This is a genomic window from Clostridium sp. AF35-15, assembly GCF_003477745.1.
In the GTDB taxonomy this organism is placed as follows: Bacteria; Bacillota; Clostridia; order Lachnospirales; family Lachnospiraceae; genus Otoolea; species Otoolea fessa.
Genome location: NZ_QUDY01000014.1, coordinates 1 through 26,153 on the forward strand (window position 1 = coordinate 1; position 26,153 = coordinate 26,153).

20 protein-coding genes are annotated in these 26,153 nt (G+C 50.1%); 1 reads left to right on the plus strand and 19 read right to left on the minus strand.

Translation table 11 applies throughout. From position 1 onward, the window contains the following. Positions 1–522: LysR family transcriptional regulator substrate-binding protein (locus DWZ76_RS13265; RefSeq protein WP_147353114.1), on the plus strand; the 522-nt coding region annotated here is incomplete at its 5' end. 130 nt (positions 523–652) lie between these two features. Here the strand turns inward: DWZ76_RS13265 and DWZ76_RS13270 are convergent. The 19 genes from DWZ76_RS13270 to DWZ76_RS13360 all read right to left on the minus strand — a co-directional run bounded on the left by DWZ76_RS13270 (position 653) and on the right by DWZ76_RS13360 (position 26,131). After that, complete coding sequence (locus tag DWZ76_RS13270) at positions 653–1,963, minus strand: cytosine permease (RefSeq protein WP_118472963.1); 1,311 nt, start codon at positions 1,961–1,963, stop codon at positions 653–655. Between the two features lie 12 nt (positions 1,964–1,975). Continuing rightward, complete coding sequence (locus DWZ76_RS13275; protein ID WP_118472964.1) at positions 1,976–2,740, minus strand: carbon-nitrogen hydrolase family protein; 765 nt, start codon at positions 2,738–2,740, stop codon at positions 1,976–1,978. 309 nt (positions 2,741–3,049) lie between these two features. Then, a complete protein-coding gene (locus DWZ76_RS13280) occupies positions 3,050–4,363 on the minus strand; it encodes a M18 family aminopeptidase (protein WP_333549123.1) in 1,314 nt (437 codons plus the stop codon). After that, positions 4,360–5,787: an amino acid permease gene (locus DWZ76_RS13285; protein WP_107001735.1), complete on the minus strand. Its 1,428-nt coding sequence runs from the start codon at positions 5,785–5,787 to the stop codon at positions 4,360–4,362. Before DWZ76_RS13285 ends, DWZ76_RS13280 begins: the two co-directional genes overlap by 4 nt. Before the next feature lie 316 nt (positions 5,788–6,103). Further along, a complete protein-coding gene (locus DWZ76_RS13290) occupies positions 6,104–7,312 on the minus strand; it encodes a TolC family protein (protein WP_117796619.1) in 1,209 nt (402 codons plus the stop codon). Between the two features lie 121 nt (positions 7,313–7,433). Then, on the minus strand, positions 7,434–8,675 hold the full coding sequence (locus DWZ76_RS13295; protein WP_182431333.1) for a TolC family protein: 1,242 nt from the start codon (positions 8,673–8,675) through the stop codon (positions 7,434–7,436). 20 nt (positions 8,676–8,695) lie between these two features. After that, positions 8,696–9,337, minus strand: a complete 642-nt coding sequence (locus DWZ76_RS13300; protein ID WP_118472966.1) for a TetR family transcriptional regulator — start codon at positions 9,335–9,337, stop codon at positions 8,696–8,698. A gap of 88 nt (positions 9,338–9,425) precedes the next feature. Beyond that, positions 9,426–12,476, minus strand: coding sequence for an efflux RND transporter permease subunit (locus DWZ76_RS13305; RefSeq protein WP_118472967.1), 3,051 nt, complete (start codon positions 12,474–12,476; stop codon positions 9,426–9,428). After that, positions 12,473–13,594, minus strand: a complete 1,122-nt coding sequence (locus DWZ76_RS13310) for an efflux RND transporter periplasmic adaptor subunit (RefSeq protein WP_227589701.1) — start codon at positions 13,592–13,594, stop codon at positions 12,473–12,475. Before DWZ76_RS13310 ends, DWZ76_RS13305 begins: the two co-directional genes overlap by 4 nt. 302 nt (positions 13,595–13,896) lie before the next feature. After that, positions 13,897–14,448, minus strand: a complete 552-nt coding sequence (locus DWZ76_RS13315; RefSeq protein ID WP_182431334.1) for a TetR/AcrR family transcriptional regulator — start codon at positions 14,446–14,448, stop codon at positions 13,897–13,899. A gap of 263 nt (positions 14,449–14,711) precedes the next feature. Next, on the minus strand, positions 14,712–16,391 hold the full coding sequence (locus DWZ76_RS13320; RefSeq protein ID WP_117796614.1) for a potassium/proton antiporter: 1,680 nt from the start codon (positions 16,389–16,391) through the stop codon (positions 14,712–14,714). Positions 16,392–16,492: 101 nt separating this feature from the next. After that, positions 16,493–17,773, minus strand: a complete 1,281-nt coding sequence (locus DWZ76_RS13325; RefSeq protein WP_107001742.1) for a DUF1576 domain-containing protein — start codon at positions 17,771–17,773, stop codon at positions 16,493–16,495. Positions 17,774–17,969: 196 nt separating this feature from the next. After that, complete coding sequence (locus tag DWZ76_RS13330; RefSeq protein ID WP_118472969.1) at positions 17,970–18,506, minus strand: shikimate kinase; 537 nt, start codon at positions 18,504–18,506, stop codon at positions 17,970–17,972. Beyond that, positions 18,496–19,188, minus strand: a complete 693-nt coding sequence (locus tag DWZ76_RS13335) for a flavin reductase family protein (protein WP_118472970.1) — start codon at positions 19,186–19,188, stop codon at positions 18,496–18,498. Before DWZ76_RS13335 ends, DWZ76_RS13330 begins: the two co-directional genes overlap by 11 nt. A 12-nt stretch (positions 19,189–19,200) precedes the next feature. Next, entirely contained in the window at positions 19,201–19,476 is a 276-nt protein-coding gene (locus DWZ76_RS13340; RefSeq protein WP_118293722.1) for a type II toxin-antitoxin system HicB family antitoxin, read from the minus strand. A gap of 94 nt (positions 19,477–19,570) precedes the next feature. After that, positions 19,571–21,235 carry a putative manganese-dependent inorganic diphosphatase gene (locus DWZ76_RS13345; protein WP_118472986.1) on the minus strand — a complete coding sequence of 555 codons (1,665 nt, stop codon included), beginning with the start codon at positions 21,233–21,235 and terminating at the stop codon, positions 19,571–19,573. A 406-nt stretch (positions 21,236–21,641) separates the two neighbouring features. After that, positions 21,642–22,586 (minus strand): ROK family glucokinase, encoded by a 945-nt coding sequence (locus tag DWZ76_RS13350; protein ID WP_107001744.1) that lies wholly within the window; start codon positions 22,584–22,586, stop codon positions 21,642–21,644. A 229-nt stretch (positions 22,587–22,815) separates the two neighbouring features. Continuing rightward, positions 22,816–24,801, minus strand: a complete 1,986-nt coding sequence (gene tkt, locus DWZ76_RS13355) for a transketolase (protein WP_022360014.1) — start codon at positions 24,799–24,801, stop codon at positions 22,816–22,818. A gap of 46 nt (positions 24,802–24,847) precedes the next feature. Next, positions 24,848–26,131: a DUF5711 family protein gene (locus DWZ76_RS13360; RefSeq protein WP_118472971.1), complete on the minus strand. Its 1,284-nt coding sequence runs from the start codon at positions 26,129–26,131 to the stop codon at positions 24,848–24,850. Between the last annotated feature and the right edge of the window lie 22 nt (positions 26,132–26,153).

Below are 26,153 nucleotides of genomic sequence, written 5' to 3' on the forward strand. Positions count from 1 at the left end.
GACTTGTTAGTTCAATTAGCAAACGGAAGAATCCAGGCTTGTATTGTGGATACTTACTGTCCGCCGGAAGAATATGAATGCCACGAATTATTCGAGTCTGAAATCATCTGCATCTGCGCTCCCACTCATCCGCTGGCCGGAAAAACCGTAGATTTTAAAGAATTACATCCCTATCGGTTGATTTTCAGAGAAGAAGGTTCAAAATCCTATCTCAATCTGCGTTCTATTCTTCACGGTTACAATCAGGACATACATAATTTCGCCTCTTTTGTAGAAGTCGGAACCATCAATACCGTTCATAATCTTGTCATTGAAAATGTTGGTCTCTCATTTGTATACAAGTTTGTCGTACAGAAAAAACTGGATCGCGGTGTTATGAGCCAAATTTTTATTAACGATTTTAAAAGCAAAACCTTCATTAACTATGTATGGATGAAGAACAGCTTTTTCGCTGAAAAAAACAGGGAATTCCTGGATATATGCAAACATTATCTTGCCAGTCTGGGAGATCTGAATTTATAAGAAGAAATGTGCCATGGCACATAGAACGAGGTTTCCTATGGCAAAACAGCCGCTCCGCAATCTTATTGATCGCGAAGCGGCTGTCGACACTTATGTATAAGCTTTTCATACTTCTATTGCATATCTTAACTTAATTAATTCCCTCTGTAAATTTATCAGGTGCTACCTTTGCCTTCACCTTCATTATTACATAATAGGTAATACCGGTTATAATCAGAGATTGTGCCGGCGGAATTCCAATTACTACAACATAGGTTGTAATATAGCCAACTGCAATTCCCACAATCATTGCAATTGTAGCCATAAAATTCCATCCCTGCTTATCTTCCCACACTCCCTTTCTGAGGAAGAAATCAACAAACATAACCCCTGCAATGGCCGGATAAAGAAGAGCAGCCAGACTAAGCAGTTTCTGTAAATTTTCCAGAATACCCGTAAAACAAAGAAGAAGTGATAAAAATGTACCTGCGGCCGTTACAATCGCTCTTCCTTTATTTGTTTTTATATTCAGCATATTGGAGAAAGAAAGTCCCATTGTATAGTTATTTACAAGCTGACTGGTCCAGGCAGCAAGCCAAAGAACAATAAATCCCCAGATAGGAAATCCTAAGTTTTCCATAACTGCAACAATATCTGCAGTTCCATTTCCTGCTCCCATGATGGCACCAATAAAAAGAAGCGGAATACCAATTGCAACAATTCCAATCGGTATTAAAATATTATCCTTCCAACACGGTTTTGCATATCTTGTATAATCAGCAGAAATAACAAACTGCGATACATTCATGCCAAGTATCATCGTCACACCGGCAGCAAATGAAATCTCACCGCTTCCTTTGTAACTAATAATGTTCGACCATCCAATGTTCTTTAATGCCAGGTAAATACCAACAATGCACAGAAGAATTCCACCAGGAACCGCAAAATAATCCGTCCATTTCATAGATGAATATCCAATAACAGAAGGAATTGCGAACAATATTCCTGCGACAATGGTGGTAATCATCCAGGCAGTTCGATTAACTGTATAGTCAATTCCCAAAACTGCACAAAACGCATTGCCTGTTACCGATGTCTGAACGGCCCACCAGCCCATACTGATAACACCGATAACTAGCGCGATAATAAATTTTGCCTGTTTGTCGCCAAATCCTTGTTTTGCAATTACGGAAGAGGAAAGACCTGTTTTGGCTCCCATATATCCACTGATAGCATTTCCTACCCATGTTAAGCATATGAAAGTGAACAGTACAACCGGTATGATTCCTTTTAAGCCAAATGCGCCTATTAATGTAGAACCTATCATCAACAAGGTAACACTGAATTCAAGGCCTCCGAAAATAAATGCCGGTGCTGTCCAATGCTGCCGTTGATTTAGCGGTACCGGGGTCATCGGATCATCTATAATCACCGTTTTTTCTTTTTCTAATTCTTTTCCCATACAATCTCCTTCCTATATTTTGTTATAAACTTCTTCACGTCTCATTAATCTCCACGGGATGGTTTCTTTCGCTTTCTCCAAACATTCCTTTTTGAGCACAACACGTGTGTAGGATTCTTCTGATGTGCATAATCTGGCAAGCGTTGTTCCATCCGGATTCGAAACAGTTGTATTACCACAATACTCCACGTCCCCGGATGCCCTGTTTAATCCAACCGTATAAACCTGGTTTTCTGCTGCTCTTATACTGCTGCATCCGGAAAACAGGTAATCCCAACCCGGATTCCACGCGCTCGGATACATAATCACATCTGCGTTCTTTTTTAATGCTAAAGATTTTGCCAATTCTGAGAATCCAAAATCTGCACAAATTAACAATCCAATTGTCCAGCCTTTAAACGAAACCGTAACCAGCTCTTCTCCTTTCGCAAAAAAATCATTTTCCTTATCCCATAAATGAATTTTTTTGTACTCTCCCAAAAGTGTTCCTGTTCCATCCCAAATACAGGCAACATCATAATGCTGGTTTCCCTCTTTTTTATTAATTCCGGCCATGATTGCTATCTTATATTTACTGGCAAGCTCTGAGAAAAAAAGTGCTTCCCTATCTGAAATTATGGCCTTTTCAAAATTGTATCCGCTGATACAAAGTTCCGGAAAGCAAAGAAGATCTATGTCGTCAGAAGAATGGTTTCTAACAAGTTCTTCTATATGAGCACAGTTTTTTTCGATATTTCCTTCCTGGATAGATAATTGAATAATTCCTAGCTTTAACATATGTCCTCCTTTTTAAACTTACTTTTTTTCAATTTAATCCAAATATTCGATCCTTTTCTCCTTTCATTTTCATACTTACTCACGAAATTACGTTTCTTTTCTTGATTTTATCACGCAAATCAAACAAAATAAAATCATATTATTTTATAAAGTAATAAATCGTCATTATACCGACTATAGTCTGAATTCAAGTCTGTCGTCATTTAGATATAAAAATATAGTAAAAGCCCCGGAGTTTTGTGATTCCGGAGCTTTTACTATATTTTGATACCGGATTGCTATGTGCTTCGCACTTTCGCAATCCTAAAACTATTCAAACATTGCGCTCTCAGCGCCTTCAATCTGAAGATTGGTCTGATAGAATTTGGTCAGAGCACTGATTGCATACTCCACATCCTTCACACCGGCTGTCTCGTAGCAGGAGTGCATACCAAGCTGCGGAAGACCGATATCTACCGCATGGACGCTGACCTGTGTATTGGACAGATTGCCCAGTGTGGAACCGCCTGCGCTGTCACTGCGGTTTGCAAACACCTGAACCGGAACACCTGCCTCATTGCAGACATTCGTAAATACCGCACGGCTGAATGCGTCCGTGGTGTATTTCTGGTTCGCGCTCTCCTTGATGACGATACCTTTGTTCATCCAGGAGCAGTTGACTGCATCCGTCTTCTCCCCGTGGTTCGGGTGAACGGCGTGTGCGTTGTCGCAGCTTACGAGGAAAGAACCGGCAACTGCCTGATAATAGTCCTCCGGTGTCTTGCCAAGTGCGCCGTTGATGCGGTGCAGGACATCCTGTAAGAAGGTGGACATCGCTCCCTGCTTCGTATTGGAACCAACTTCCTCATTGTCGAAGCAGCAGTATACGCTGACATCGCGCTCATTCTTCGCCTCCAGGAATGCTTTCAGGGAAACGTAAGCGCACTGTAAGTCGTCCAGTTTCGGACTGGAAATGAACTCGTCCGCATACCCCCAGATCGTACCCGGCTGGCGGTTTACAAGGAAGAGATCCTTTCCTAAAATATCCTCCGCTGCCACACCAAGCTCTTTCGCAATCATCGCGTCAAACGCGCCTTTTTTCAGCTCACCAGCGGAGAACAGCGGGCATAAATCAACCTGACGGTTGTATTTGTATCCATTGTTCACCTCACGGTTGAAATGAATCGCTACGTTCGGAATGATGAACAGATCTTTATCGATGTACAGAAGTCTCGCGCTCACGCCCTGACCGTCCTTTACCAGCACACGGCCTGCGACAGTCAGAGGGCGGTCAAACCATGTGCTGTCGATCATGCCGCCGTATGCTTCTACATCGAGACGCAGATACTCGCCCGGACCATTTAACTCCGGTACATTCTTGATCTTGTAAGTCGGTGAATCACTGTGGGAGGCGCACATCTGGAAATGGTAATCGCCCAGTTCCTTTCCGACGCGGAACGCAATGATACTGGAATGGTTGCGGATCGTGTAATACGTTCCACCCTGCTTCACGTCCCAGCAAGTTCTCTCCGGCAGATAGGTAAAACCTGCCTCATCCAGCATTCCCTTGATCGTCTCAATCGAATGAAACATACTCGGGCTGTTCTCAATAAAAGTCAATAATTCCTTCGCAGCATTCATCATGCAGACTTCCCTTCTCTCTTCTTAATCGCCGGTAAAATCAGTCCCAGTGCTACCAGAACGACTGGTGTGATGACATTCAGCATGGTTGTGTACAGATCACCCTGTTTGTACATACCTAATAAGCAGCAGGCTGCGGTCAGGATAAAGCACCATGCGCCAAAGCCCAGTGCCACTCCGTTGTTCTTCACAAAACGATACTCGCGCTCAAACTTATCTGAATGTTTGCGAAGCATGAAGTACGCAAAGAATACCCACAGATAACGCATCGGCATGGTAACCGAATTAAGCTGTGTCAGCTGGCGCAGAACCGTATCCGCATTCGGAACCAGAACCTGAGCCAGAATGATGGAACCGGACAGGATGACTACCATCCAGATACCATTGACGTAAGCGCCAAATTTGTTTTTCTTTAAGAGCTTGGTCGGGATGAACTGACGCGCATCCTCGTTGTCAAGCAGCATACGAAGCGGTGCATCGATGCTGACTACCAGCGTCGAGAACTGGCCGATCGCGTTGCAGGCTGCATAAATGATCATAATCAGGTTTCCAACGCCGTAATACTCACCCAGTTTCTGGAATGCCCAGTACTGTCCATTCGCATTGTAAGAGTCAAAATTAGCCTCAACCAAGGATACATCGAACATCATACCCATCGCGATTGTACCGAAGATCGCGCAGACGATTACCATGATCGCTGCAAAAATCATACTCTTCGGGAATCCCTTGGACGGATCCTCTACCTTGTTTACATATGGGGAGATCTTCTCACAGCCGCCGACTGCAAATACAAGGATGGACAAGCTGCTGAAATACTTCCAATCAAAATGCGGAATCAGGTTTTTCAAGCTGAAATCCACCGACAGGTAACCACCGTTCGGATTGATGACCGGTGCAGCAAACATCAGCAGAATGTACAGGATACTCATGACAAACATACTGGTTCCCGCCAGGGTAGCCAGTTTCTTTAACGGGTTTAAGCCGCGGCTTGCAACCCAGCAGAAGAACAGCAGTACCGCAAAGGTAACTAACTGAACCGCTTTCGTGTTAAAGGACGCATACTTCTCTGCGTTCTGGAAAATCATCCAACTCAGCGCTTTCAGACCGCCGGATCCCTTCGATGCGATGTAGGTGACATGGCAAGCCCAGTAGGTCCAACCTGCGTAGTATGCAGCCTTCGCGCCGGTTGTCTCATGAATCCAGGAGCTGACACCGCCGCCCGAATTCTTAAATGCGGAACCAAGCTCTCCGACCATCAGTGCGTACGGTACAAAGTACAGTGCGAACATCAGAATCCAGGAGAAGATAACCTGTGTTCCATTGAAGTATACGAAACCATTTAAAACGTTTCCAAATCCCCAGAGGGTGGAGAAACACATAAAGGAAAGCATATACCACTTGATTTTGTTTTGTTGTGATTTGTTCATATCTTATTTTCTCTCCTTACTGAAAGTATCTTTTTTATTCTCTCATATGCTGCGTTAATTGTCAAAAGTATTTTTTTATTAACCCAGTATTTTCCAGTCCGAATCGGTAGTATTCTGTAGTTTGTGGCTACTTTTTGTTAAATCCATACAATATGCACCTATTTTTTCCCCAAAAAAAGCGGCGATTCGAAAGAAAACGCCGCTTTTTGCCTCTTGTTTTATAAATATTTTATTATATCATTTTCGATATACACAGCTCCTCCAGCGCCACGTTAACCCCCGCGCAGAGGAAGTGCCAGAGACTTAACTTCTGTCCCTACTTCATGTAACCTTTCAGCGCCCACTCATACGTCTCGATCGCCTGCTGCAGGTTCATGTTAGCTGTCTCTTTGTCGATCTGTTTCTCCAGGAAGGAAACTTCCTCGCTCTTGTACTCCAGCTGGGTCGCCATGCCAAGCTCCAGCTTCTTCTGCATCGCATTCATCGTCTGCGTCTCTGCTGCCAGGGACGCATCGGCAAGCTGCAGGGCTGTCTGCTTCTGCATGATGTCGTTGTAGAGTGTCTGCATACCGGAGCGGATCGTCTGCTCCTGGTTCTTGATGGTGCGGTCCATGTTTTTCTTATCAGCTGAACCTTCTGCCATATTGGCATAGCCGCGCTTATTGGACTGTAAGGACAGGTTCTGTTCGAGCGCCGTCTGTGTGTCCGCCGCCAGGTTCATTGCCGCGATCCGTCCAAGATCCGCCTGCGGCAGATCCTGGATATCCGGTTCCGCGTCATAGGTCCAGCCGGTCTGGACGCAGAGCTGCTGGTGCTGGGTCTGAAGCCCCGCTTTCGTCTGTGTCAATGTGGATTGAAGCGACTGCAGCGATTTCTGTGCATTTAACACATCAATCTGGGTCGCCTGACCGAGCTGCTGGCGTTTCTGAGTCATCTGCAGTGTCAGTTCCTGCAGTTCCAGCGATTTCTCCATCAGCGGAATTGTCTTTTTGACCTGATTATACGCCGCAAACGCTGCCTCTACCTGTACCACGACCGCATCCTGGCTATTCATATAGTCCAGACGGTCCATCTCGCTGTCACGGTAGGAGGCATCGGCCGACTGCTGCGTTTTTAATGCATTCTGCTCGACCATCGCCGATGCAGACATCAGGCTGGCATACGCACTTGCCATGCCCGGCACTGCCAGATAATCCTCAATCTGGTCTGCCTGATCCCGCAGGTTATCCGCGCTGTCATACAGGTCATTTGCCTGATTGTACTGCTTATCCTGCACTTCCTTCGCATTCTTTGTATCGCGTCCTGCCTGATAGGTTGTCTGGTTGTTTAAATACGTCGGGTTGTACTCCTGTACCAGATACGGCAGCTCGCTGTATTCCATCACATTGTCCTGAAGCTTCGCCCATGTATCCGCATCGTAGGCGAACTGCGGGCTGGCAGCCAGCGCCGCAAATGATCCCTGCAATACCAGAACCGCTGCTGCCGCTGCGCTCAGAAGCGCCGTTTTCCTTCTTCTATGTTTCATTTCCGGTTCCTACTTCCTTTCTGTTACCACCATGTTATCCTACGGCACTTTCTGTTCCAAAAGTGCCTACCCGTGAATAGCAACCTGTTCACACCTTAAGTAAACTGCCATTCCTGACGGATTAATTCGTCACAATCAGACCTTTCACAGCCCACTCGTAGTTTTCCACCGCTTTGGTATATTCCAGTTCCGCGCTCTTATACGACGCCACGCTGCTGAGCCAGGAGCACTCAAGCCCCAAATAATTGGCTCTTGAGAGCATTCCCAGTGCGTTCTGGCGCTTTGCCGCCTCGTAGCTCTGCGCTGCCGCCTGATATCCAGCCGTCGCACTGTCATACGCCTGTTTCTTTGATACCACCGCCGCATAGAGGTTCTGAACCGTGATCGTCACCGAATCCTCGGTATAGGCGACGTTTCGCTTCTTGACTGTGCGGTTGGAAGACCCTTCCGCTTTCGCAGCACGCACAGACATCAAATCATAATTTGCGCTGACTGCCGCCTGTGTATCGGCTGCCAGATCCATCGCCGCAAGGCGGGTGGCATCCGGAACCGGCACATCCGCAAAGGTTACCGGCGCATCCGCGTCAAATCCAAGCAGCATCAAAATATTCTGCTTGAGCTGCAGTGCCCCATTCTCTGCCTGCTGGGCGCTGGAATTGGCCTGCTGCAGCGCCTTCTGCGCCGTCAGGACCTCCTGCGCGGAAGCACGGCCGAGCGCCTGCATCTTCTGTGCGGCATCCGCATTTACCTGGCACATTTCCACATTCTTTTTCGCTGTTTCCACCTGCGGGAGCAGTTCCTCATACTGGATGAGCAAGTTCTGCACCGCCTTGACTAACTTATTCTTTGTCTGACGCAGGGTCCGGGCATAGGTGCCGGAAAGCTCCTTGTTCGTAAGCTTTGCCCCCTGTTTGCGCAGCTCTCTCGCTGCCGCCTTGTAGCCCTCAAACAGCTCTCTCGTCTCCGCATCCATATCGTCGGACTTCAGGTCCATCGCATCTTCCATGAGGGCGCTCGCCTCTGCCGCCAGGGCAGTTCCCGCCGACTGGCTGGTCGTCTGGCTGTAGAGCTGGGAACGCAGGTTTAAGTACGTGCTGTTGTACCCCTCGATTCGCCATGCGATCTCGCCATATTCCAGCGTCCCGTCCTCAAGCTGCTCTTTGGTGTACGGGGAAGTCTCCTCCTCCATCTCGGTATTGCCGCCCGTCAGCACCGGACCGGTCGCATCGTCACCGATCCGCGCATCTGAGCCGATCCCCGGTGTTTTAGCCGCATATGCCGGCATCGTCATAGCCGTGCTGACTAACGCCGCCTGTAAAAGAATGGCAAACAGTTTCTTCCTGTTTTTCTTCATCTTACTCATCTTCATTTCCTTTCGGCGCTCTACGCGCCTGCTCCCGATTCTATCCCGGCGCCCCGTTTCAGGATGCCGAGCGTCCGGACAAACCGTTCCCGGATACGGTTTTCCGGGACTCCGTCGTGAAAGCTCTTGATCTCCATCGCGATCGACATCATCGCCATGCGAAAAAAGCTCATATATTCCTCCCAGCCCATCTTCCGCAGGGATTTTCCCACGCACGCCTCATAAGCGGCGCGCTCCAGCCTGCGTCCGCGCACGGCGCGCGGGCTGTCCAGGTCATAATTGAATATATCGAAGGTCAGCGCCTCCCGACTGCTGCACTCCATGATGTTGCGGATGAAATCCGCGCGTTTCTGGTCGCGGCACAGGGCGAGTGACCCATTTAAGGACTGGTCAAGCATCTCCCAGATGTCCCCCTGCGCCGCTTCGAGGCAGCGCTCGCCGCATTCATAAAATTCATTGATAAAGCTCTCACACAGATATCCTAAAACATCCCATTTACTGTCAAAATACGTATAAAAACTGCCCCGGGAGATCCCGGCATCTTCTATCATACGGTTGAGCGATGCTTTTTCTATCGTTGTCCGCGTATATTCAGCCATACACGCGTCCCGGATTTTCTTCTGTTTTTCCTCCGGCAATCGCTTAAATCGTTCCGACGGCATCTTCTTCTCCCCCTTTTTCTATCCGTACAGGCAGCTTCCCCGCCCCGGGTCCGCCGCCTGACAGATTCACTGCTTAACCTGCTTTTCCTTAGTCGCAGTCCAGCTTATCATACTCATCTTCTTTGCCTTTTCCCATGTTATAAACCACCCGGTAGAAGGACGGAAGCAGTACCAGCGTCAGGATCGTCGCCGCAACCAGACCGCCGACGTTTACAAGCGCTAAGCCCTGCATCATCTTGCCCGCCTTACCAAATGCCAGACAGTTCGGGATCATCGCAATGATGGTCGTCAGTGTCGTCATGCAGATTGGGCGTACACGGATCGCACCGGCTTCTACCAGCGCCTCGTCTAACGGCATCTCCATCCGCAGCTGGTTCACCGTATCCACGTATAAAATACCGTTGTTTACAACCGTACCGACCAGCATCAGGAAACCAAGCATGGAGTTCATACTGATCGGGCAGTCCGCCAGAAACAGGAATCCAAAGGAACCGATCAAACTGAACGGGATCGTTGCCATAACCATCAGGGAGAATTTCGGGGACTCAAACTGGATCGCCATGACAATGAAAATCAGAAAGATCGCTGTGACAAGCGCCATTCCCAACGCGGAAAGCTCCTCGCCCATCGACTCATCCAGGCTATTGGTCGCCATCTCAACGCCGTACGGGAATTCCCAGTTCTGCACGAAGCTCTTGACATCTTTTTCAGCCGTCTTCTTATAATCTGCCTGTGCCTGCATCGTGATCGATACCTGGTACTGTTTCTCTTTTCGTGAAATCTCCTGTGGGCTATCCTGGTAGTAGATCTCTGCCAGATCCTCCAGCGGAAGCGTATTACCCGTCGCCGTCGTGATCATCATGCCCTGCAGTTTCGCGATGGAATCGTAGCGATCCGGCGCAAATTCTACCTTCACGTCCTGATCATTGCCGTTGACGGAGATCGTCGCCGCTTTCACACCGCTTAAATTACTGTATACCATCGAACCGATGCTGGCCGGGGTCAGTCCCTCTGCCTCTGCCTTAACCGGATCCACATTTACCTTGATAACCGGCGCCGCATTCTCAACAGAAGAATGTACCTGCATAACATCCTCGCGCTTGCGAAGCTCCGTTACCAGATCATCCGCTGCCTTCTTTAGGGTGTCGTAATCGGTACTCTGCAGATCCACCTCAATTGAATCACCGCTGCTCATGCTGCTGCTCATACTGCTGCTGCCCTGTTCCAAGGTAATGGTCGCATCAACGTAGTTCTGTGTCGCATATCTCCACTTCTCGATAACCTCGTCCGTGGAAAGTTTTCTCTTATCTTTTAAGTAGGCATTCAGCGTCACATCACTTCCGGAAGTCATGCTGACACCACTGTTTCCATATGTCATCAGGTAATGATCCACATCCTCGTCTGTCTCTACCATATTTTCCAGATCGAGCACAGTGTCACGGATCGCCGATACCGAATAACCCGGTTTCGTCTTGATCGTCATCGTGACGATACCTTCATCGATCGAAGACATCAGCTCCAGGTTCAGTCTGGACGCCATGAGGATGGACAGGACAACCAGCACTGCAGTCGTTCCGAATACAAGCGCATAGCGCTTGATGACATGCGGCATATGCTTGCGATACCAGCCCTGGATGCCTTTGATGATACGTCCTGCCGGCGCATGATCCTTCTCAACCGGATGCCAGAACATATAGCAGAGCGGCACGATGATGACTGCTGAGAATAAGGAAGCCGTCATACAGAAAATGATCGTGTACCCGAGCTGTGTAAAGAGCTGTCCAGACATACCATTTAACATCAGAAGCGGAATAAATACAACACAGGTTGTCAGCGTACCGCCGGTGATCGAGCCGATCATCGTGCGCGTACCTTCCAGCGCCGCATCATAGAAATCCAGTTTTTCCTTTGCCCGGAAACATCCGTCGAGGACGTTGATCGAGTTATCAACCATCATACCTACACCGAGAACGAGCGACGTCAGGGAAATAATATTCATTGAGAATCCCATCGCCGCCATACAAATGATCGCCAATACAACGGAGATCGGAATGGACGTACCTACGATGACCGACGCACGCAAATCGCCATAGAATAAGAACAGAATGATCATGGACAGGATGATCGCCAGGATCAGGGTCTGGATTACGCTGCTTAAAGACTGTTTCAGCGTGTCACTGGCATCATCTACCACGGTGATTTTAAGACCCGGATACTGCTGTTCAATTTCCTGCACCTTCTTGGTTACCTGGTTGGAAACCTCGATCGCGGTGGAACTCTGCTGTTTTTTGATTCCCAGGGAGATAACATCTTCGCCATTGTAACGTCCGATCGAGCTTGCATCCTCCAGCGCCTCATAGACATTTGCGATATCAGAAAGATGGATCGTCTCACCGTTTGCCAGCGGAAGTACGACATTTTTCAGACTTTCCGTGCTCTTAAATTCGTTGCCGACACTGACGTCGAGATCCTGTTTTCCAACCCGGACATCGCCCGCCGGGATCGTGAAATCGGCGGCACCGACTAACTGTGCAACCGTATTCATATTCAGGTGGTACTGTGCCAGTTTTTCCGGAATCAGTTCCACGCGGGTGTAGCTATCCTGACCGCCGGCAATCGAAACCTCGCCGACCGAGCTTAATTTCTCAAACTCAGGAACAATTTTGTCATCTACATATGTATAAAGGTTCTGATCAGCGTCGCCGCTGACTGCCAGCGTAACCGTCGCCATCGAGTTGATATCCAGCTCCATGATATTCGGATCGTTGGCATCGTCCGGCAGATCGCTCTGAATGCCATCTATCGCCTTTTTCAGGTTAATGTATGCGGTATCCATGTTGGTACCGTACTCATACTGGACAATGACGATCGATACATTTTCACGGGAAATGGACTGTACCTTATCGACCGAGTCCAATGATGTGATCGCATCTTCTTCTTTCTTGGTAACCAGATCGGTTACGTCCTCCGGGCTGGCTCCCGGATACACCGTAGCGATGATTAACATCGGCATCTCCATCTCTGGCGTCAGTTCCAGCTTCATGCCCATGACGGACTGAAGGCCGAAGTACGCGATGGTAATCAGACAGAGAATGATGGTAACCGGACGCCGCAGTGCGAGTTTTGTCAGTCGAATCATTCTTTGTCACCTGCCTCTGTCGTCTCCGCTGCTGTCTCATTGTTTCCGTCTGTCTGCGCGCCATCGGTATCCTGTGCTAACAGGACTTCTCCCTGATCCACCAGCTCGTTGCTCCAGCTCACGATGACCTGGCTGTCACTCGTCAGACCCGATTTTACTTCCATATTTTCATCGTCATAGATACCTGCTTCGATCTCGGTCTTCTCCGCTTTTCCATCCTCATAGAGATATACAAACGGGGCACCGTTGTCATAGCTGACTGCATCGACCGGAACGGTCAGCACCTGGCTGACATGGTCCATGATAACCGTCATTTTTACGCGAGAACCATTCGTAAGACCTGCTGCATCCGGCACCATCGCACGCGCGTCATAAAGGCCGCTGCTCTCGTTGACCATAGATCCGATTTCGGTTACAGTACCGGTGTAATCCGCACCATTTTTCTCCAGCGTCACGCTGTCGCCCAACTCCATCGTCTGGTGGATCTTCTCGGTGATGCCGAATTTAACCTGTAACTGGCTGGCACCGGAGATCGTGCAGATCTCGCCTGCCGGAGATACATGATCATGCGGCTCGACGCTCCGGGACTCGATCACACCGTCGATCGGCGCCGTCACGGTCGTGTATTTCACCTGCAGATCGTACTGGTTCTTCGCAGATTCATAGGAAATCTTCGCATTCTGTGCGCTGTTTTGTGCCTGCTCCATCGCCTCCTGGGAGACAAAACCATCAGCAAAGAGCGCCTGGGTACGGCTTAAATTGCTGTCCGCATTCTTTAAGGCAACGGAAGCCGCATCCACCTGTAGCTTTAACGCTGTCAACGCGTCGGAATCGATCTTGCACAGCGCCTGCCCTGCCTGGACCGTATCGCCCGCCTGGAAGTAAACCTCCAGCACCTCGCCGCTCATCTTCGGCATGACGCTCGCGCGGGACTGCGGCTCTACCAGTCCGGTCAGATCCGTGTACAAGCTGATGTCCTGACGAACCGGATTTTCTACTCTTACGGTTGGACGGGATTCATATTCCACCGCCGTATTCTTATGACCGCATCGGGACAAAACGACAGCGCCAACAACTACAATCGCAGCCAGCGCCAGAATCTTTCCTCTTTTTTTCATAATTTCCTCCATCTATGCTTGTTCTTGGTAAAAATTTTTCTCAGTCTATATTTTACTCATCTCGTATACACTTTGCCACTCCCAAGTTCGGACAGGTGTGTACACAAATTCGCCAAAATGTATCTATCCATGTTCATCTTTTTTTCATGGCACCCGAATTCTCCTGCCGCTGACCGTTTTTTCCGGGTACATGACAGCAAAAACGCAGAAAGAACCAACCAAATACCGCTGATTCCTCCTGCGTTTCCTTGTTCCATTTTCTAATTGATAATAATTCTCAAACATGCCGGAAAACTGATTTCCTAACGATTCCGCGTAGGGTCGCACCCGGTGCATTTGCGGATCACGCTCATGAACGTGGCGACGCGCTCCTTCACATCCGCCTCATTCTTAAACGGCGCATCAAACGCAACTCCCATAACCGAGAAAATGATGATCTGCACCGCCATCGCCGCCTCCGACATCGTCAGGTTCTTAAACATACCCATCCGTTCCAGATGGTTATAAAAATACTGGTACACCTTTTCTCCCATCTGACGGCGCAGGGCCATGAACTGTACCGACTCGGACAATGCCCGGATATGCTTCTGATTTTCCATGATATACATATACAGCTGTGTCAGCGCCTTCTCCGGATCTGTCTGGCTCATCGTCTCTTCCATGACGCGCTTCATCTCGCGTTCCATCCGGTATTCCATCAAATCATATATATCTTTAAAGTAATAATAAAATGTTTTTCTTGTGATCCGGCTCCGCTCGACCAGCGCCGTGACCGTGATCTTCTCGACCGGTCTCTCCGACTCCAGCTCGATATAAGCCTCTACAATCCGTTCCTTCGTATTTCCCTGCTGCATACTCTTTTCCTCCGGCAAACCGTTGTTGTTTAAGTATAGTTTATAATTCAACAAACTGCAAGTATTGCCTGAAATTTCCATGTTCCTGCGATGAATCGTTACTGTTCACGCATGCGTGCCCAGTAACGGAATTTGCCGTGGCTTCGCATTCAAATACGGCAAATTCCTGCTGCCACCACGTTTTCTTACGGCACTTTCGGTTCCAAAAGTGCCTACCCGTGAACAGTAACGATGAATCCACGTTACTGTTCACGCAAACGTGCTTATTTGTGGACAGCAGCCGATACGGACGGTCCGCTTTCGTGCTTCACACGCCCTTCCACCTGCGGCAGTTTCTGCGAGTATACAACCACCCGGTCGCCTTCCAGTATCTGCGTACCGCCGTCTGGAATGACGATCTGGCTGCCCCGCTTTATCATCACAATGATCGTATTCTTATAGAAGCGCGCCTCCGCGATCTTCTTACCACACCAGCGGTGATCGGGTGTCATCAGAATCTCTTTTAAAAGGATTCCCTGGCTGTCCGTAAAGCCCTCTGCACCCAAGACGACGGTATCCCCTTCCAGAATTACAGTCTGCCCTTTGGGCACAATCGTCTGCGCGCCGCGCCGGATCACTGTGATTAACATACCCGGAAGCATCTCAATCTCACAGATTTTACGGTTTTTCCACGGATGATTGTCCCCGATCGGAAGCTGCACGAACTGAATCTGCATATCGCCCGTATAGTCTGAGAACGTCCGCATGACATCGGTCGAGTTGTCGATCATGTCGCATTTTTCTGCCACCTTCGGAAGCAGCGAACCCTGAAAAATGATGGAAAATAAAACAACGCAGAACACGATGTGGAATATATCATATTTCATATATCCCTCACTGAGCGTCGCCATGATCGCAAATACGATTGACGCCGCACCGCGCAGACCCGCCCAGGAAATAACCAGATACTGCCCGATCGGCGGTTTCGACGGTGCGAGCAGCAAGCCAACCGCCGCCGGACGCGCCACAAATGTTAAAAACAATGCGATTGCGATCGCCGGAAGCACGATCGACGGCATCTGCGAGGGAAACGCCAGAAGTCCCAGTAAGAAAAACAGAAGCATCTGCATCATGCCGGTAAACGCATCAAAGAAGCCAACCAGCGCTTTCTGGTTCTTCAGCTCCTGATTTCCAAGGATAATACCGGTCAGATACACGCTTAGGTAGCCATTTCCGCCAATCTGGGATGCAAGCGCGTAGGAAATGATTGCCGCCGCAAAGACAAAGATCGTGTCAAATCCCTCGCCATAAAAGGCATACCGCTTTAAAAGCCATGTCACCAGCCACGCGACCGCCGCGCCGGTCAAAAGCCCAAATGCGAGCTGGCGGATCAAAAGCAGAACCGCCGAACCGCCGCTCACACTCCCCGTCATCGCAGACAGCAGAATCACCGTCATCATGTACGCAAACGGGTCGTTGCTTCCGCTCTCTAACTCCAGCATGGATGCCGTGCCGTATTTGAGGTTCAGCTTGCGCGAACGCAGGATCGAGAACACGGATGCCGCATCGGTCGATCCAAGAACTGCGCCGAGAAGCATTCCTTCCATCAATGCCATCTTAAGCACCAGATGACAAAACAGCCCGGTCAAAAACGCCGTCAGCACTACACCCGCCGAGGATAACAAAATCGACCGCCCCGCGACCGGCTTCGCCTCACTCCAGCGCGTGCCGAACCCGCCGTAAAACATAATAAAAATCAGTGCCACCGAGCAGACCTGTTCCGCCAGTGCAAAATTGCCGAATGGAATCTTAAAAATACCGTCCGATCCAAACAGCATTCCCAGCATAATAAAAATAAACAACGTCGGCACCCCCAGCCGCCCCGAAAGACGGCTTCCCGCGATGCAGACAAGGATAATAATCGCTACGACCAGAAGCGCAAATGAAGTTGAAATATGTATCATTCCTTTCTATGTTTAGTAGGTATCATAAATGTGGTGTTTTTATAATGATACAATATCTCTATGCCTCTTTCGTGTTAAGATTCCATTAAAAAGAGGAAATCTTACAGCGACAGATCTCCCTTCGCCCGCGCCCTCCGGTCGCGGATCGACTGGATCACCGGCACCAGGAACATTGCGACGATACCGCCCGCAAATCCATTGTTATAGAGGTTCATGCCCCCATACACGATCCCGACATTGAGCGCCACCGACGCGTGCAGAAAACCGGCTAACACGCCGCATAAAATTCCAAACTCTCCGGCGATCGGCGCCAGCGTCGTGGAAAAGAGCAGCGCCAGAAGTGCCGACGGATTCGTGATATCCCACGCCCGGACGGTACTCGCAATGCAGACGCCCGCCATGATCGGGAAAATATTCCGCAAATGTTTTCCAGTCGCACTGAATCCAACGATGGTAAAGATTCCGCCGATCGTCGGTCCATTTAGGTTTCCGCCGACTGCCAGCACAAAGAAGGTCGCAAACAGACCATTGAGTCCCATGTTGAGAAGCGTCACCGCACCGCCCAATTCCAGCAGGTAATCGGTACCGCCGATTCCCGTTGTCGCAAGGAGTTTTTCATAGCCTAAAAGCGTATCTTTTCCGCGCCACAGCACTGCCACCACCGACATGCCTGCAAACAGGACAAATAGCAGCCCTAAAAGCATCGCATCATTGCCGGAGGACCAGATAAGACGCGCCTCCGTCTCAATTCCAAAGGACTTAAACGTGGAGACCAGGACCGTCGCAATGATACCAGAGGCAAATCCCACATTATAAAGGGAATATCCCTTATGGGCATAGTGGGAATGCGTCGCGAGCGGTGGAAGCACGAATCCGATACAGATTCCCACCAGAATCGTCACACAGAAGCGCTGCCAGAGCGGCAGCTCCACCACGTGCATCAGCTGTGTGATGATCGGAGACAGGCTCGTTCCGTAGATGCCGACATAAATATAGTTGGATAAGTGCATTTTATGATATTTTGCATAGAGAAATACACCCAGAAAAATCGCCCAGATATTCATCAGATTTTTTCCGAACAAAGAGAATCCAAACATCAGACAGCAGGATGTGATCGTATGCCCGTCCATCTCCATCCCAAGACTATAGACAAAGTAGATGCTGATAAGCGCCATCATCCCGGCATTGACAAACGCGGCTCCCATGCCGCCGACCGCAATATAATCGGTGATCAGGAAATCCGGTTCCCTTATGATTTCATAGATACCAGTCACAATGGAGTCAAACGGCTGTATAATCAGCCCCACTGAAATGAAATAGATCGGAATCAGTGCCAGAAGAAAGAATTTCATCTCTCTGGACAGAGATTTCACTGTAGTCATATACGCACACCTTTCAAAAAAGGGATGCAAAAAAGATTCCGCATCTTTGCACCCCCGACTGTTAACATTCTATAAAAATGGTTACTATTCTATTGTATTGGATTTTCAACTGTTTTGCAACTGATTTTTTTCTCACTGTAACCCGTTATGAAACCCGTCCGACAGAACCGGCTGCCCCCATTCTCATGTGAAATTGTTACTCTTCCTCCGGCGCACTTCCCAGCACATAACCGCGCTCTTCCAATATTTCGCGCAGCTCATCAACCACCGCCCCCAGCTCTTTACCTTCCTCGTCGATCGTGATGTCCGCGTATTTCTCAAAATACGAGATCCTCTCATGGTAGAGATCCAGAAGTGTCATGCCGTCTTTCAGCGCCACGCCGCGGTCCTTGACATCGCCGACGCGTTTTACCAGCTCGTCATAGGTAATTTTCAGATAGACAACCAGTCCGATGGATTTTAAATGTTCCATCGCTTCCTTTCCGTAGATCACGCTGCCACCCGGTGCGATGATCGCCTGCTCGGCTTTTACCCCCGCGTTGACGCGGTTCTCCACATCGAGAAATCCGTCCAGCCCCTGTTCTTCGATAATCTCGCGCAGACGCTTACCTTCCTGTTCCTGAATCAGCAGATCCACATCTATAAAGGAATAGCCCAGTCTCTTTGCTAAAAGCACTCCGACCGTGCTCTTTCCTGCGGACGGCATACCAATCAAGGTTACATTATTTTTCATCTTTGGCACCTCTTTTTTTCTTTACACTCCATCCAAATGTTCCAAGAAGCTCTGAAAGCCCATAGTAGCCGCCATGTGAATACACAATCGGTTCCGCCTTTGCAAGCTCCAGGCCGCCGCGCTCGTTGAGCCACTGCTCGTCCACGCTGACCCCCGTCACCTCTGCCAAAAACATATGATGCGACCCCAGTTCCTTAACTTCGGTCACCCGGCACTCGATCGCGACCGGGCTTTCGGCGATCACCGGCGCTTTCACCGTCTGCGCCGGAACCGGCGTGAGCCCTGTCTCCTTCCATTTATCCACATTCCTGCCGGAGCGGACGCCGCAGTAATCGGTCGCATATGCCATCGACTCCGTCGCCAGGTTGATGACAAATTCACCGCTCTCCCGCAGCATATGGTAGGAATAGCGCTCCGGGCGCACCGAAATGTACGCCATCGGCGGGTTCGTACAGATCGTGCCCGTCCAGGCAATCGTGATGATATTGCTGTTTCCTTCGGAGTCCGCCACTGTCACCAGCACCGCCGGAACCGGATAAATCATATTGCCCGGCTTCCAGTGGGCGCGCGGTCCCGGAGTGTTCCGGGTCTCCACCCGTTTTTCCAACTGTCCTTCCGGGTTCTGCCTTGCTCCTCCCCGGCGCCGCTCTTTTGGCTTTCCAGCCGCTCTCTTCTGTGCCATCCCTATATCTCCTTAATCATTGTCCGGGAGAAGTTTGATCCGGACCATGATCTGTTTCACCATGCTTCCCTCCGGCAGGCTCATATCATCAATATGCGTCTGTGCCGGCAGATCGCCCTCTTCCTCCAGTTCCAGGCTGATCCAGTTGTACGCTGCATCCCGCGCATTTTCCACCGCATCCTCCAGATCCGGACCTTCTGCCTCGCAGCACTCCAAATCCGGAAAATATGCGTCATACCCTTTTCCATCTTTCTTAGGCGTAAAAACCGCCGGATATACAAATGTCATGGTATCCTTCCTTTCCGTCCGACCTTCCTGCCCTGCACGAACTATCACTGGATTTTCCGTATGGAACAATCCCGCCCGCGCACCGTCACCTGATTTACTGCTCCAATGTCACAGTCAGTGCCGGAATCAGCTGTTTCTTTCTGGAAACAACGCCCGGCAGTGTTGCCGTCTGCTTCAGCTCTTCATTTGCGTCGCCTACGTGGAACGCGTCTGCCACAACCTGTGCCGCCCCCTGTCCAACACAGAGAAGTTCGGTCGTCTCCGTCAGAATATTCGTCAGCATGAAGAAGATCATATCCAGACCTTCGTCCTCACGCGCCTTCTCCATAAACGGCAGCATACGGTTCTTCAGCTTTCCAAGCTCCTCTGCATTCAGGGAGTTGATCTGACCGACGCCGAAGTTTGTCTTTCCAGCTGAGAATTTCTTGAAATCCAGATACAGAATCTCCGCATCACTCTTGCCCTTTAACTCGCTGCCTGCCTCAAACATCTGATTTGCGAACTCATCCAGCTTGATGCCTGCCATCTCAGCCAGAGAAACCGCTGCCGCCCGATCCATCGGTGTGCAGGTCGGGGAACGGAACAGAAGCGTGTCGGAGAGGATCGCACTGCAGAGCAGACCCGCGATAGTCTTGTCGATCTCCAGCCCCTGTTCACGGTACATCTGGAAGATGATCGTTGCCGTACAGCCCAGCGGCTGGTTACGGAAGAATACCGGTCCGACTGTCTCCACAGTACCCAGACGATGGTGGTCAATCAGCTCCAGGATATTGGCATTCTCGATGCCGTCTACCGCCTGGCCGCGCTCATTGTGATCGACCAGAATCACGTTCTTGCCGCGCGCACCCAGTAAATTACGGCGGGAAATCAGGCCTTTGTATTTGCCTTCTTTATCGAGTACCGGGAAATGACGGAAACGCTTGCTTGCCATCACATCCTTAATATCATCGATGAAATCATCTGTATCGAAGGTGATCAGCTTCTCAGTCTTCATGAAATAGCTGATCGGCATACTCTGGTTAATGAGACGGGCTGCCGTGTAGGTATCATACGGAGTTGTGATGACGGTACAGCCGCGCTCCTGTGCCAGTTTTTTGATCGTCATGGAAACGCCAGCGCCCTCACACACGATAATACAGCTTGCACCCATCTCGATCGCGCACAGCTGCGACTCATAGCGGTTGCCGAGGATAACCAGGTCGTTCTCTTCAATATAATATTCCATCATATCCGGATTAGCTGCCGCAATCAGGACTTTTCCTTTATCAAAGTACGCTTTCTCATCGCCAACAAAAATCGCGCCCTCCAGGGTCTCGATGATATTTGCATACTGGGTGCATGCCTTGGAAAGAATGCTGCTGTCGTATACATTCATATAAGAACGGGTGATATCGCCGACTGTGATCAGACCTTCCAGTATATTCTTATCGGTAACAGCCGGAAGTGTTACCAGACCGTCCTCCTGCATCAGGTTCCATGCTTTTCTCAGGGAAATATTCTTGGAAACACCTGGAGTCTCGCGGATCTCAACATCCTTGACCTGCGTTTTAACGGATTTAATCAGTTTCGGCACATCTACCTTAAAGTAATCCAATACGAAGGTCGTCTCCGGGTTCAGTTCTCCAGCACGGCACGGTACATATTCGCCGCCCGTCTGAAGTGTTTTGAAATTCGCATAGCCGATTGCAGAACAAATCGAATCCGTATCCGGGTTTTTATGTCCAATTACAATCGTTTTCTTTGCTTTTTCTGCTGCCATTTTTTCCTCCTGATTCGCACCGTGCGCTGCAAATTCTGCCATTTTTCTTTCTATCCTCTGTTTTGATAGAGAAACCTCTGATTCATGAAACTTTTTTGTACAAAATCGCCAATTTTCATAATCTGTTTACACGGTGTTCATATTTTATTCATATCTTATTTTTATACTAAAAGCATAAAAGATTTCACTTTTCAAATTTGTTTTATAGTGATTTTGCACATAGATTTTTCATAATTGCCCCGGATGCTTGACCGCTCCGGGGTCTCCTCTTGTCTACAGCATTTTTCGGCATATCTGAACGTTTTTCTATCCCTATTTTCTTCAAACGTCCAGCCCCTTTACCCTGCACTCTGTCACTCAAAACAAGGCGTCTAATCGTAACTGTTCAGCACCTTCACAGTTACGCCTAATCTAAGATCAGTCTCGCCGCCCCATAGATACCTGCGTCATTTCCCAATGTTGCCAGGCGAACCTCGCCCTTATTCTCAGAGATCGGGGTCAATTCACGGTAATAGCGGTCAATCCAATCCGTTAAAAAAGTCCCCGCCTTTGACACGCCGCCTCCGATGACAAAAATCTCCGGATCCACGGTCATCGAAATAGTCGCCAGCGCCCATCCGAGATAATAGCACACGGTGTCCATAACCTCCAGCGCCAGTGCATCCCCGGCTTTTGCCGCATCCAGCACATCTTTTGCGGTGATCGCATCACCGTAGGCACGCATCACCGACGCATCCGGCTTTGCCGCCATCTTCCGCCTCGCTTCCCTGGCGATACCGGTCGCGGACGCTACCTGTTCCAGACAGCCGTGTCCGCCGCAGTTGCAGGTTTCTTTCTCGCCCTCGCGGATATGGATATGACCGATCTCGCCGCCCAGTCCGTGGCGTCCTGCAACGATCTTCTGATCGTGTACCACGCCGCCGCCGACACCGGTTCCCAGCGTCACCATCACGATATCATGGCAGCCCTTGCCGCCGCCCTGCCACATCTCGCCGAGCGCCGCCACATTAGCATCATTACCGGAGCGGACCGGCATTCCATCTAATAACTCACTCAAAATCTTCTGCGGGTTCAGATCGCGCCATCCCAAGTTGACGCAGACCTCCACATAGCCGTCCGGCTGCACCGGACCCGGAAATCCCATACCTGCGCCGATCACGGCGTCCATCGGGATTCCCTGCTCGTTCAATTTCTTCCTGATCGAAGCGGCTACATCCGGAAGAATGTACGCCCCATTCTCTTCCTTGCGGCTCGGAACCTCCCACTTATAAACAAGCGTTCCGTCCGTCTCAAAAATACCAATCTTAACCGTCGTTCCGCCGACGTCTATCCCAATACATTTTTTTTCCATGTCTGGATCCCTTCCCTTACGGCTGCACCGGCAGCCTTTCTTCTATGCCCTCATCTTTTTTCTGCGCTGGCTCTTATTATACGCAATGCATCCCCGTTTTGCAAGGTTTGGAAAGCAAAATACACCTGCCTGCCGGAGAAAGGCGCATTTCTGCTTAAGCGGTACCGCATTCTTTTCTGCCGACAGACAGGTGCCTGTCTTTTATCTTATTTTTTTACCAAAATCAGCATTATTTCAGGCTCTTAGCCACCTCTACCACATGCTCAACGGTAAAGCCGAACTTCTTGAACAGAAGCCCTGCCGGTGCGCTGGCGCCGAAACTTTCCATCGCGATGATCTTGCCGTCTAAGCCGGTGTACTTGTCCCAGCCGAAGCTTCCAAGCGCCTCTACTGCTACACGGCGGCGTACTTCTCTCGGAAGTACGGACTCCTTGTACTCCTCGCTCTGCTCCTCGAACAGATCCATACACGGCATGGAGACAACGCGGACTTTCTGACCTTCTGCTGCCAGAGTCTCTTTTGCATGAACCGCCAGAGCTACCTCGGAACCGCTGGCAATCAGAATTAACTCCGGTGTGCCTTCGCAGTCGTCGATGATGTAGCCGCCCTTTAATGCCTCACGGCTGCTGCCTGCCATCGGCTCCAGATTCTGTCTGGTCAGCACCAGTGCGGTCGGTGTGTGCTCGGAAGTAACAGCACTGTACCAAGCTGCCTCTGTCTCGGTCGCATCGCACGGGCGGAATACATGGAAGTTCGGCATCGCACGCAGCGCTGCCATCTGCTCGATCGGCTCATGGGTCGGTCCATCCTCACCAACGCCGATACTGTCATGCGTAAATACATAGGTCAGCGGCACGCCCATCAGTGCAGACAGTCTTGCCATCGGTTTGCAGTAATCACTGAATACAAAGAAGGTCGATACATACGCACGCAGACCGCCGTGCAGCATGATGCCATTTCCGATCGCTGCCATCGCAAGCTCGCGGACACCGAAGTGCAGGTTACGTCCAGCTCTGTCCTCCTTGGAGAAGTCGCCCGCATCCTTCATGTTAGTCTTGTTGGACGGTGCTAGGTCAGCAGAACCGCCAAACAGGTTCGGCAGAACATCCTTGATGTAGTTGATCAGGCGTCCGGAGATCGCACGGCTTGCTTCCGGTTTCTCCTGTTTTGCCCAGAATCCGGCGTCATCTTTCAGCGCCTCGCCCGCCTTTGCATTGTGATACTGGTTCCAGAGCGCTTCCATCTCCGGATATTCCTCGCAGTAAGCGGCAAACATCACGTTCCATGCAGCTTCTACCTCTGCCTTCTGCTCTGCGATCTCGGAGTAGTTTTTGTATACCTCTTCCGGTACGAAGAACGGCTCTTCGCTCGGCCAGTTTAAGTTCTTTCTGAGTGCTTCCACATTCTCCACGCCCAGCGGCTCGCCGTGTGCGCTCGCCTTGCCCTGTTTTGCCGGGCAGCCGAAGCCGATCTGCGTCTTGATGGTGATAAAGGACGGATGCTCGGTATCTGCCTTTGCAGCCTCGATCGCCTTGCCGATCGCGTCGATATCATTGCCGTCTTCTACAGTGATCGTCTGGAAACCAAATGCCTGCATACGCTCCTGTACATTCTCACGGAATGCGATGTCGGTGCTTCCCTCGATGGAGATGCGGTTGGAATCATAGAGAACAATCAGCTTGGAAAGTCCCAGGGTACCTGCCAGAGAGAATGCCTCAGAGGAAATGCCTTCCATCATACATCCGTCGCCGCCCAATACATAGGTGTAATGGTCAACTACCGGATAATTTTCTTTGTTGAATACGCTTTCCAGATGTGCCTCAGCCATCGCCATGCCGACTGCCATACCCATACCTGCGCCCAGCGGACCGGTCGTCGCCTCAACGCCAACGGTATGACCATATTCCGGATGTCCCGGAGTCTTGGAATCTAACTGGCGGAAGTTCATCAGATCTTCTTTGGAAAGATTTCCGTAGCCAAACAGGTGCAGCAGAGAGTACAGCAGCATGGAACCATGACCGCCGGATAAGATGAAACGGTCTCTGTTCTCCCACTTCGGGTTAGCTGGGTTATGGTTCATATGATGTGCCCACAGTTCATAAGCCGCTGCTGCACATCCCAGCGGAAGTCCCGGATGACCGGAATTTGCCTTCTGGATTGCGTCTGCGGATAAAATCCGGATCGCGTTTACGGATAATGTGTCAATCTGATTCATAAGTAACCTCCTGCTATGTATCTTAATTTTAAAAACTAAACGTGTGTTATTTGAGGCGGATCTCGCGCATCCGGTCGCCGCCGCTGATAATCAATGAATTGAACGCGCGGCCGCGTGTTACCTGCGCCACAGAGAAATCAAACTCCCCGGCAAACCGCTCCTTGCCGGACAGACTGTAGACCCGACAGGAATTTTCGTTATTTAGGATGACGAAATCGCCCTGTATATTTATGTTACGCCACGAATACGAGAAATCTGCCGTACCCATAGCGGTTCCATCGGATTTAAACATGCTCAAACGGCTCTCACTTCCGCCCTCGGTGTTGTCCGAGATGACCGCCACATAGTCCTTCGACCATGCCACGCCACGGACTTCCCCGTCGATCTCCGCCTGGCGCACCAGCGCCGGGCTTGTTACATTTTCCAAAGAGAAAAATGCCACCTGATCATCCGCAAATGCACACGCGTGATCCTCGTCGAGAAACCGGACGCGCGGACAGATGCTGTCTCCCAGCTCATCAAAACCTCCGACCAGACGGTCTGGATAATTCTTTCCATATTCGGAGAAATTGTAAAATACAATCCGGTTTTTGAGTGCCCCGTCCTGCAGATACAGGTCGGAAAGCATGACCTGCGTACCATCCGGCGATAAGGAAACGTCCATCAGGTAACCATTTCCCGACATAACCGTCTTGATCGCCCAGTCAAGCTCGCTGCCGTCTTTCTTGAAAAAGGTCACATACGAAGCATTGCTGTCCTCCACCAGCGCCGCCACGATGCCGTATGCCGATACGCTGACGCGCAGGATCGGCAGAAGCGTCGTCGCCTGTCCCTGGCTTCCGGTCTTGTCCACAATATAAATATCATTGCCCTGCTGGTCCCCGATCACGGCATAATCGCCGTTGACATAGCAGATTGGTGATTTCAGCTCATAACTCATCGACCAGACCGCCTTGCCGGACTTGTCCAGATAGGAAGCTCCGTCCTTCGTATATTTCAGGACATTTTCCCCAAATGGAACAAATTCCGTCGTGCTGCTCTCACTCGCCGCAATCTCTTTTTCCCACGCTACCGTATAGTCCGTGTAGGCATGGTTATCTTTATAATACATAAAACCAGCCGCCAAAAGCGCCGAGATTAACACCGCCGTCAGCACCCTGCGGAGACGTTTCCGTCTGGAATGGCGCTCGGCTTTCTCCGCCACCTCTTCCTCATTTTCCCCGTGGCTTATGCCCCGGCGGGGAAACATGTCCTGCGTGGCGGTGTCGATCACACGCCCTCTCAGCTGCTTTTTCTTCTGTTCCCGTTCAATCGGGTTCATCTCACTCATTTTTTTATCTCCTGTAGCTGGA

Excerpts from the sequence above, each read along its gene's own strand:
- tkt (WP_022360014.1), bottom strand. The coding sequence starts at position 24,801 with ATGAATCAGATTGACACATTATCCGTAAACGCGATCCGGATTTTATCC.
- DWZ76_RS13275 (WP_118472964.1), bottom strand. The coding sequence starts at position 2,740 with ATGTTAAAGCTAGGAATTATTCAATTATCTATCCAGGAAGGAAATATC.
- DWZ76_RS13280 (WP_333549123.1), bottom strand. The coding sequence starts at position 4,363 with ATGATGAATGCTGCGAAGGAATTATTGACTTTTATTGAGAACAGCCCG.
- DWZ76_RS13340 (WP_118293722.1), bottom strand. The coding sequence starts at position 19,476 with ATGACATTTGTATATCCGGCGGTTTTTACGCCTAAGAAAGATGGAAAA.
- DWZ76_RS13310 (WP_227589701.1), bottom strand. The coding sequence starts at position 13,594 with ATGAAAAAAAGAGGAAAGATTCTGGCGCTGGCTGCGATTGTAGTTGTT.
- DWZ76_RS13325 (WP_107001742.1), bottom strand. The coding sequence starts at position 17,773 with ATGACTACAGTGAAATCTCTGTCCAGAGAGATGAAATTCTTTCTTCTG.
- DWZ76_RS13335 (WP_118472970.1), bottom strand. The coding sequence starts at position 19,188 with ATGGCACAGAAGAGAGCGGCTGGAAAGCCAAAAGAGCGGCGCCGGGGA.
- DWZ76_RS13315 (WP_182431334.1), bottom strand. The coding sequence starts at position 14,448 with ATGCAGCAGGGAAATACGAAGGAACGGATTGTAGAGGCTTATATCGAG.
- DWZ76_RS13360 (WP_118472971.1), bottom strand. The coding sequence starts at position 26,131 with ATGAGTGAGATGAACCCGATTGAACGGGAACAGAAGAAAAAGCAGCTG.
- DWZ76_RS13350 (WP_107001744.1), bottom strand. The coding sequence starts at position 22,586 with ATGGAAAAAAAATGTATTGGGATAGACGTCGGCGGAACGACGGTTAAG.
- DWZ76_RS13300 (WP_118472966.1), bottom strand. The coding sequence starts at position 9,337 with ATGCCGTCGGAACGATTTAAGCGATTGCCGGAGGAAAAACAGAAGAAA.
- DWZ76_RS13270 (WP_118472963.1), bottom strand. The coding sequence starts at position 1,963 with ATGGGAAAAGAATTAGAAAAAGAAAAAACGGTGATTATAGATGATCCG.
- DWZ76_RS13285 (WP_107001735.1), bottom strand. The coding sequence starts at position 5,787 with ATGAACAAATCACAACAAAACAAAATCAAGTGGTATATGCTTTCCTTT.
- DWZ76_RS13320 (WP_117796614.1), bottom strand. The coding sequence starts at position 16,391 with ATGATACATATTTCAACTTCATTTGCGCTTCTGGTCGTAGCGATTATT.
- DWZ76_RS13295 (WP_182431333.1), bottom strand. The coding sequence starts at position 8,675 with ATGAGTAAGATGAAGAAAAACAGGAAGAAACTGTTTGCCATTCTTTTA.
- DWZ76_RS13345 (WP_118472986.1), bottom strand. The coding sequence starts at position 21,235 with ATGGCAGCAGAAAAAGCAAAGAAAACGATTGTAATTGGACATAAAAAC.
- DWZ76_RS13305 (WP_118472967.1), bottom strand. The coding sequence starts at position 12,476 with ATGATTCGACTGACAAAACTCGCACTGCGGCGTCCGGTTACCATCATT.
- DWZ76_RS13330 (WP_118472969.1), bottom strand. The coding sequence starts at position 18,506 with ATGAAAAATAATGTAACCTTGATTGGTATGCCGTCCGCAGGAAAGAGC.
- DWZ76_RS13290 (WP_117796619.1), bottom strand. The coding sequence starts at position 7,312 with ATGAAACATAGAAGAAGGAAAACGGCGCTTCTGAGCGCAGCGGCAGCA.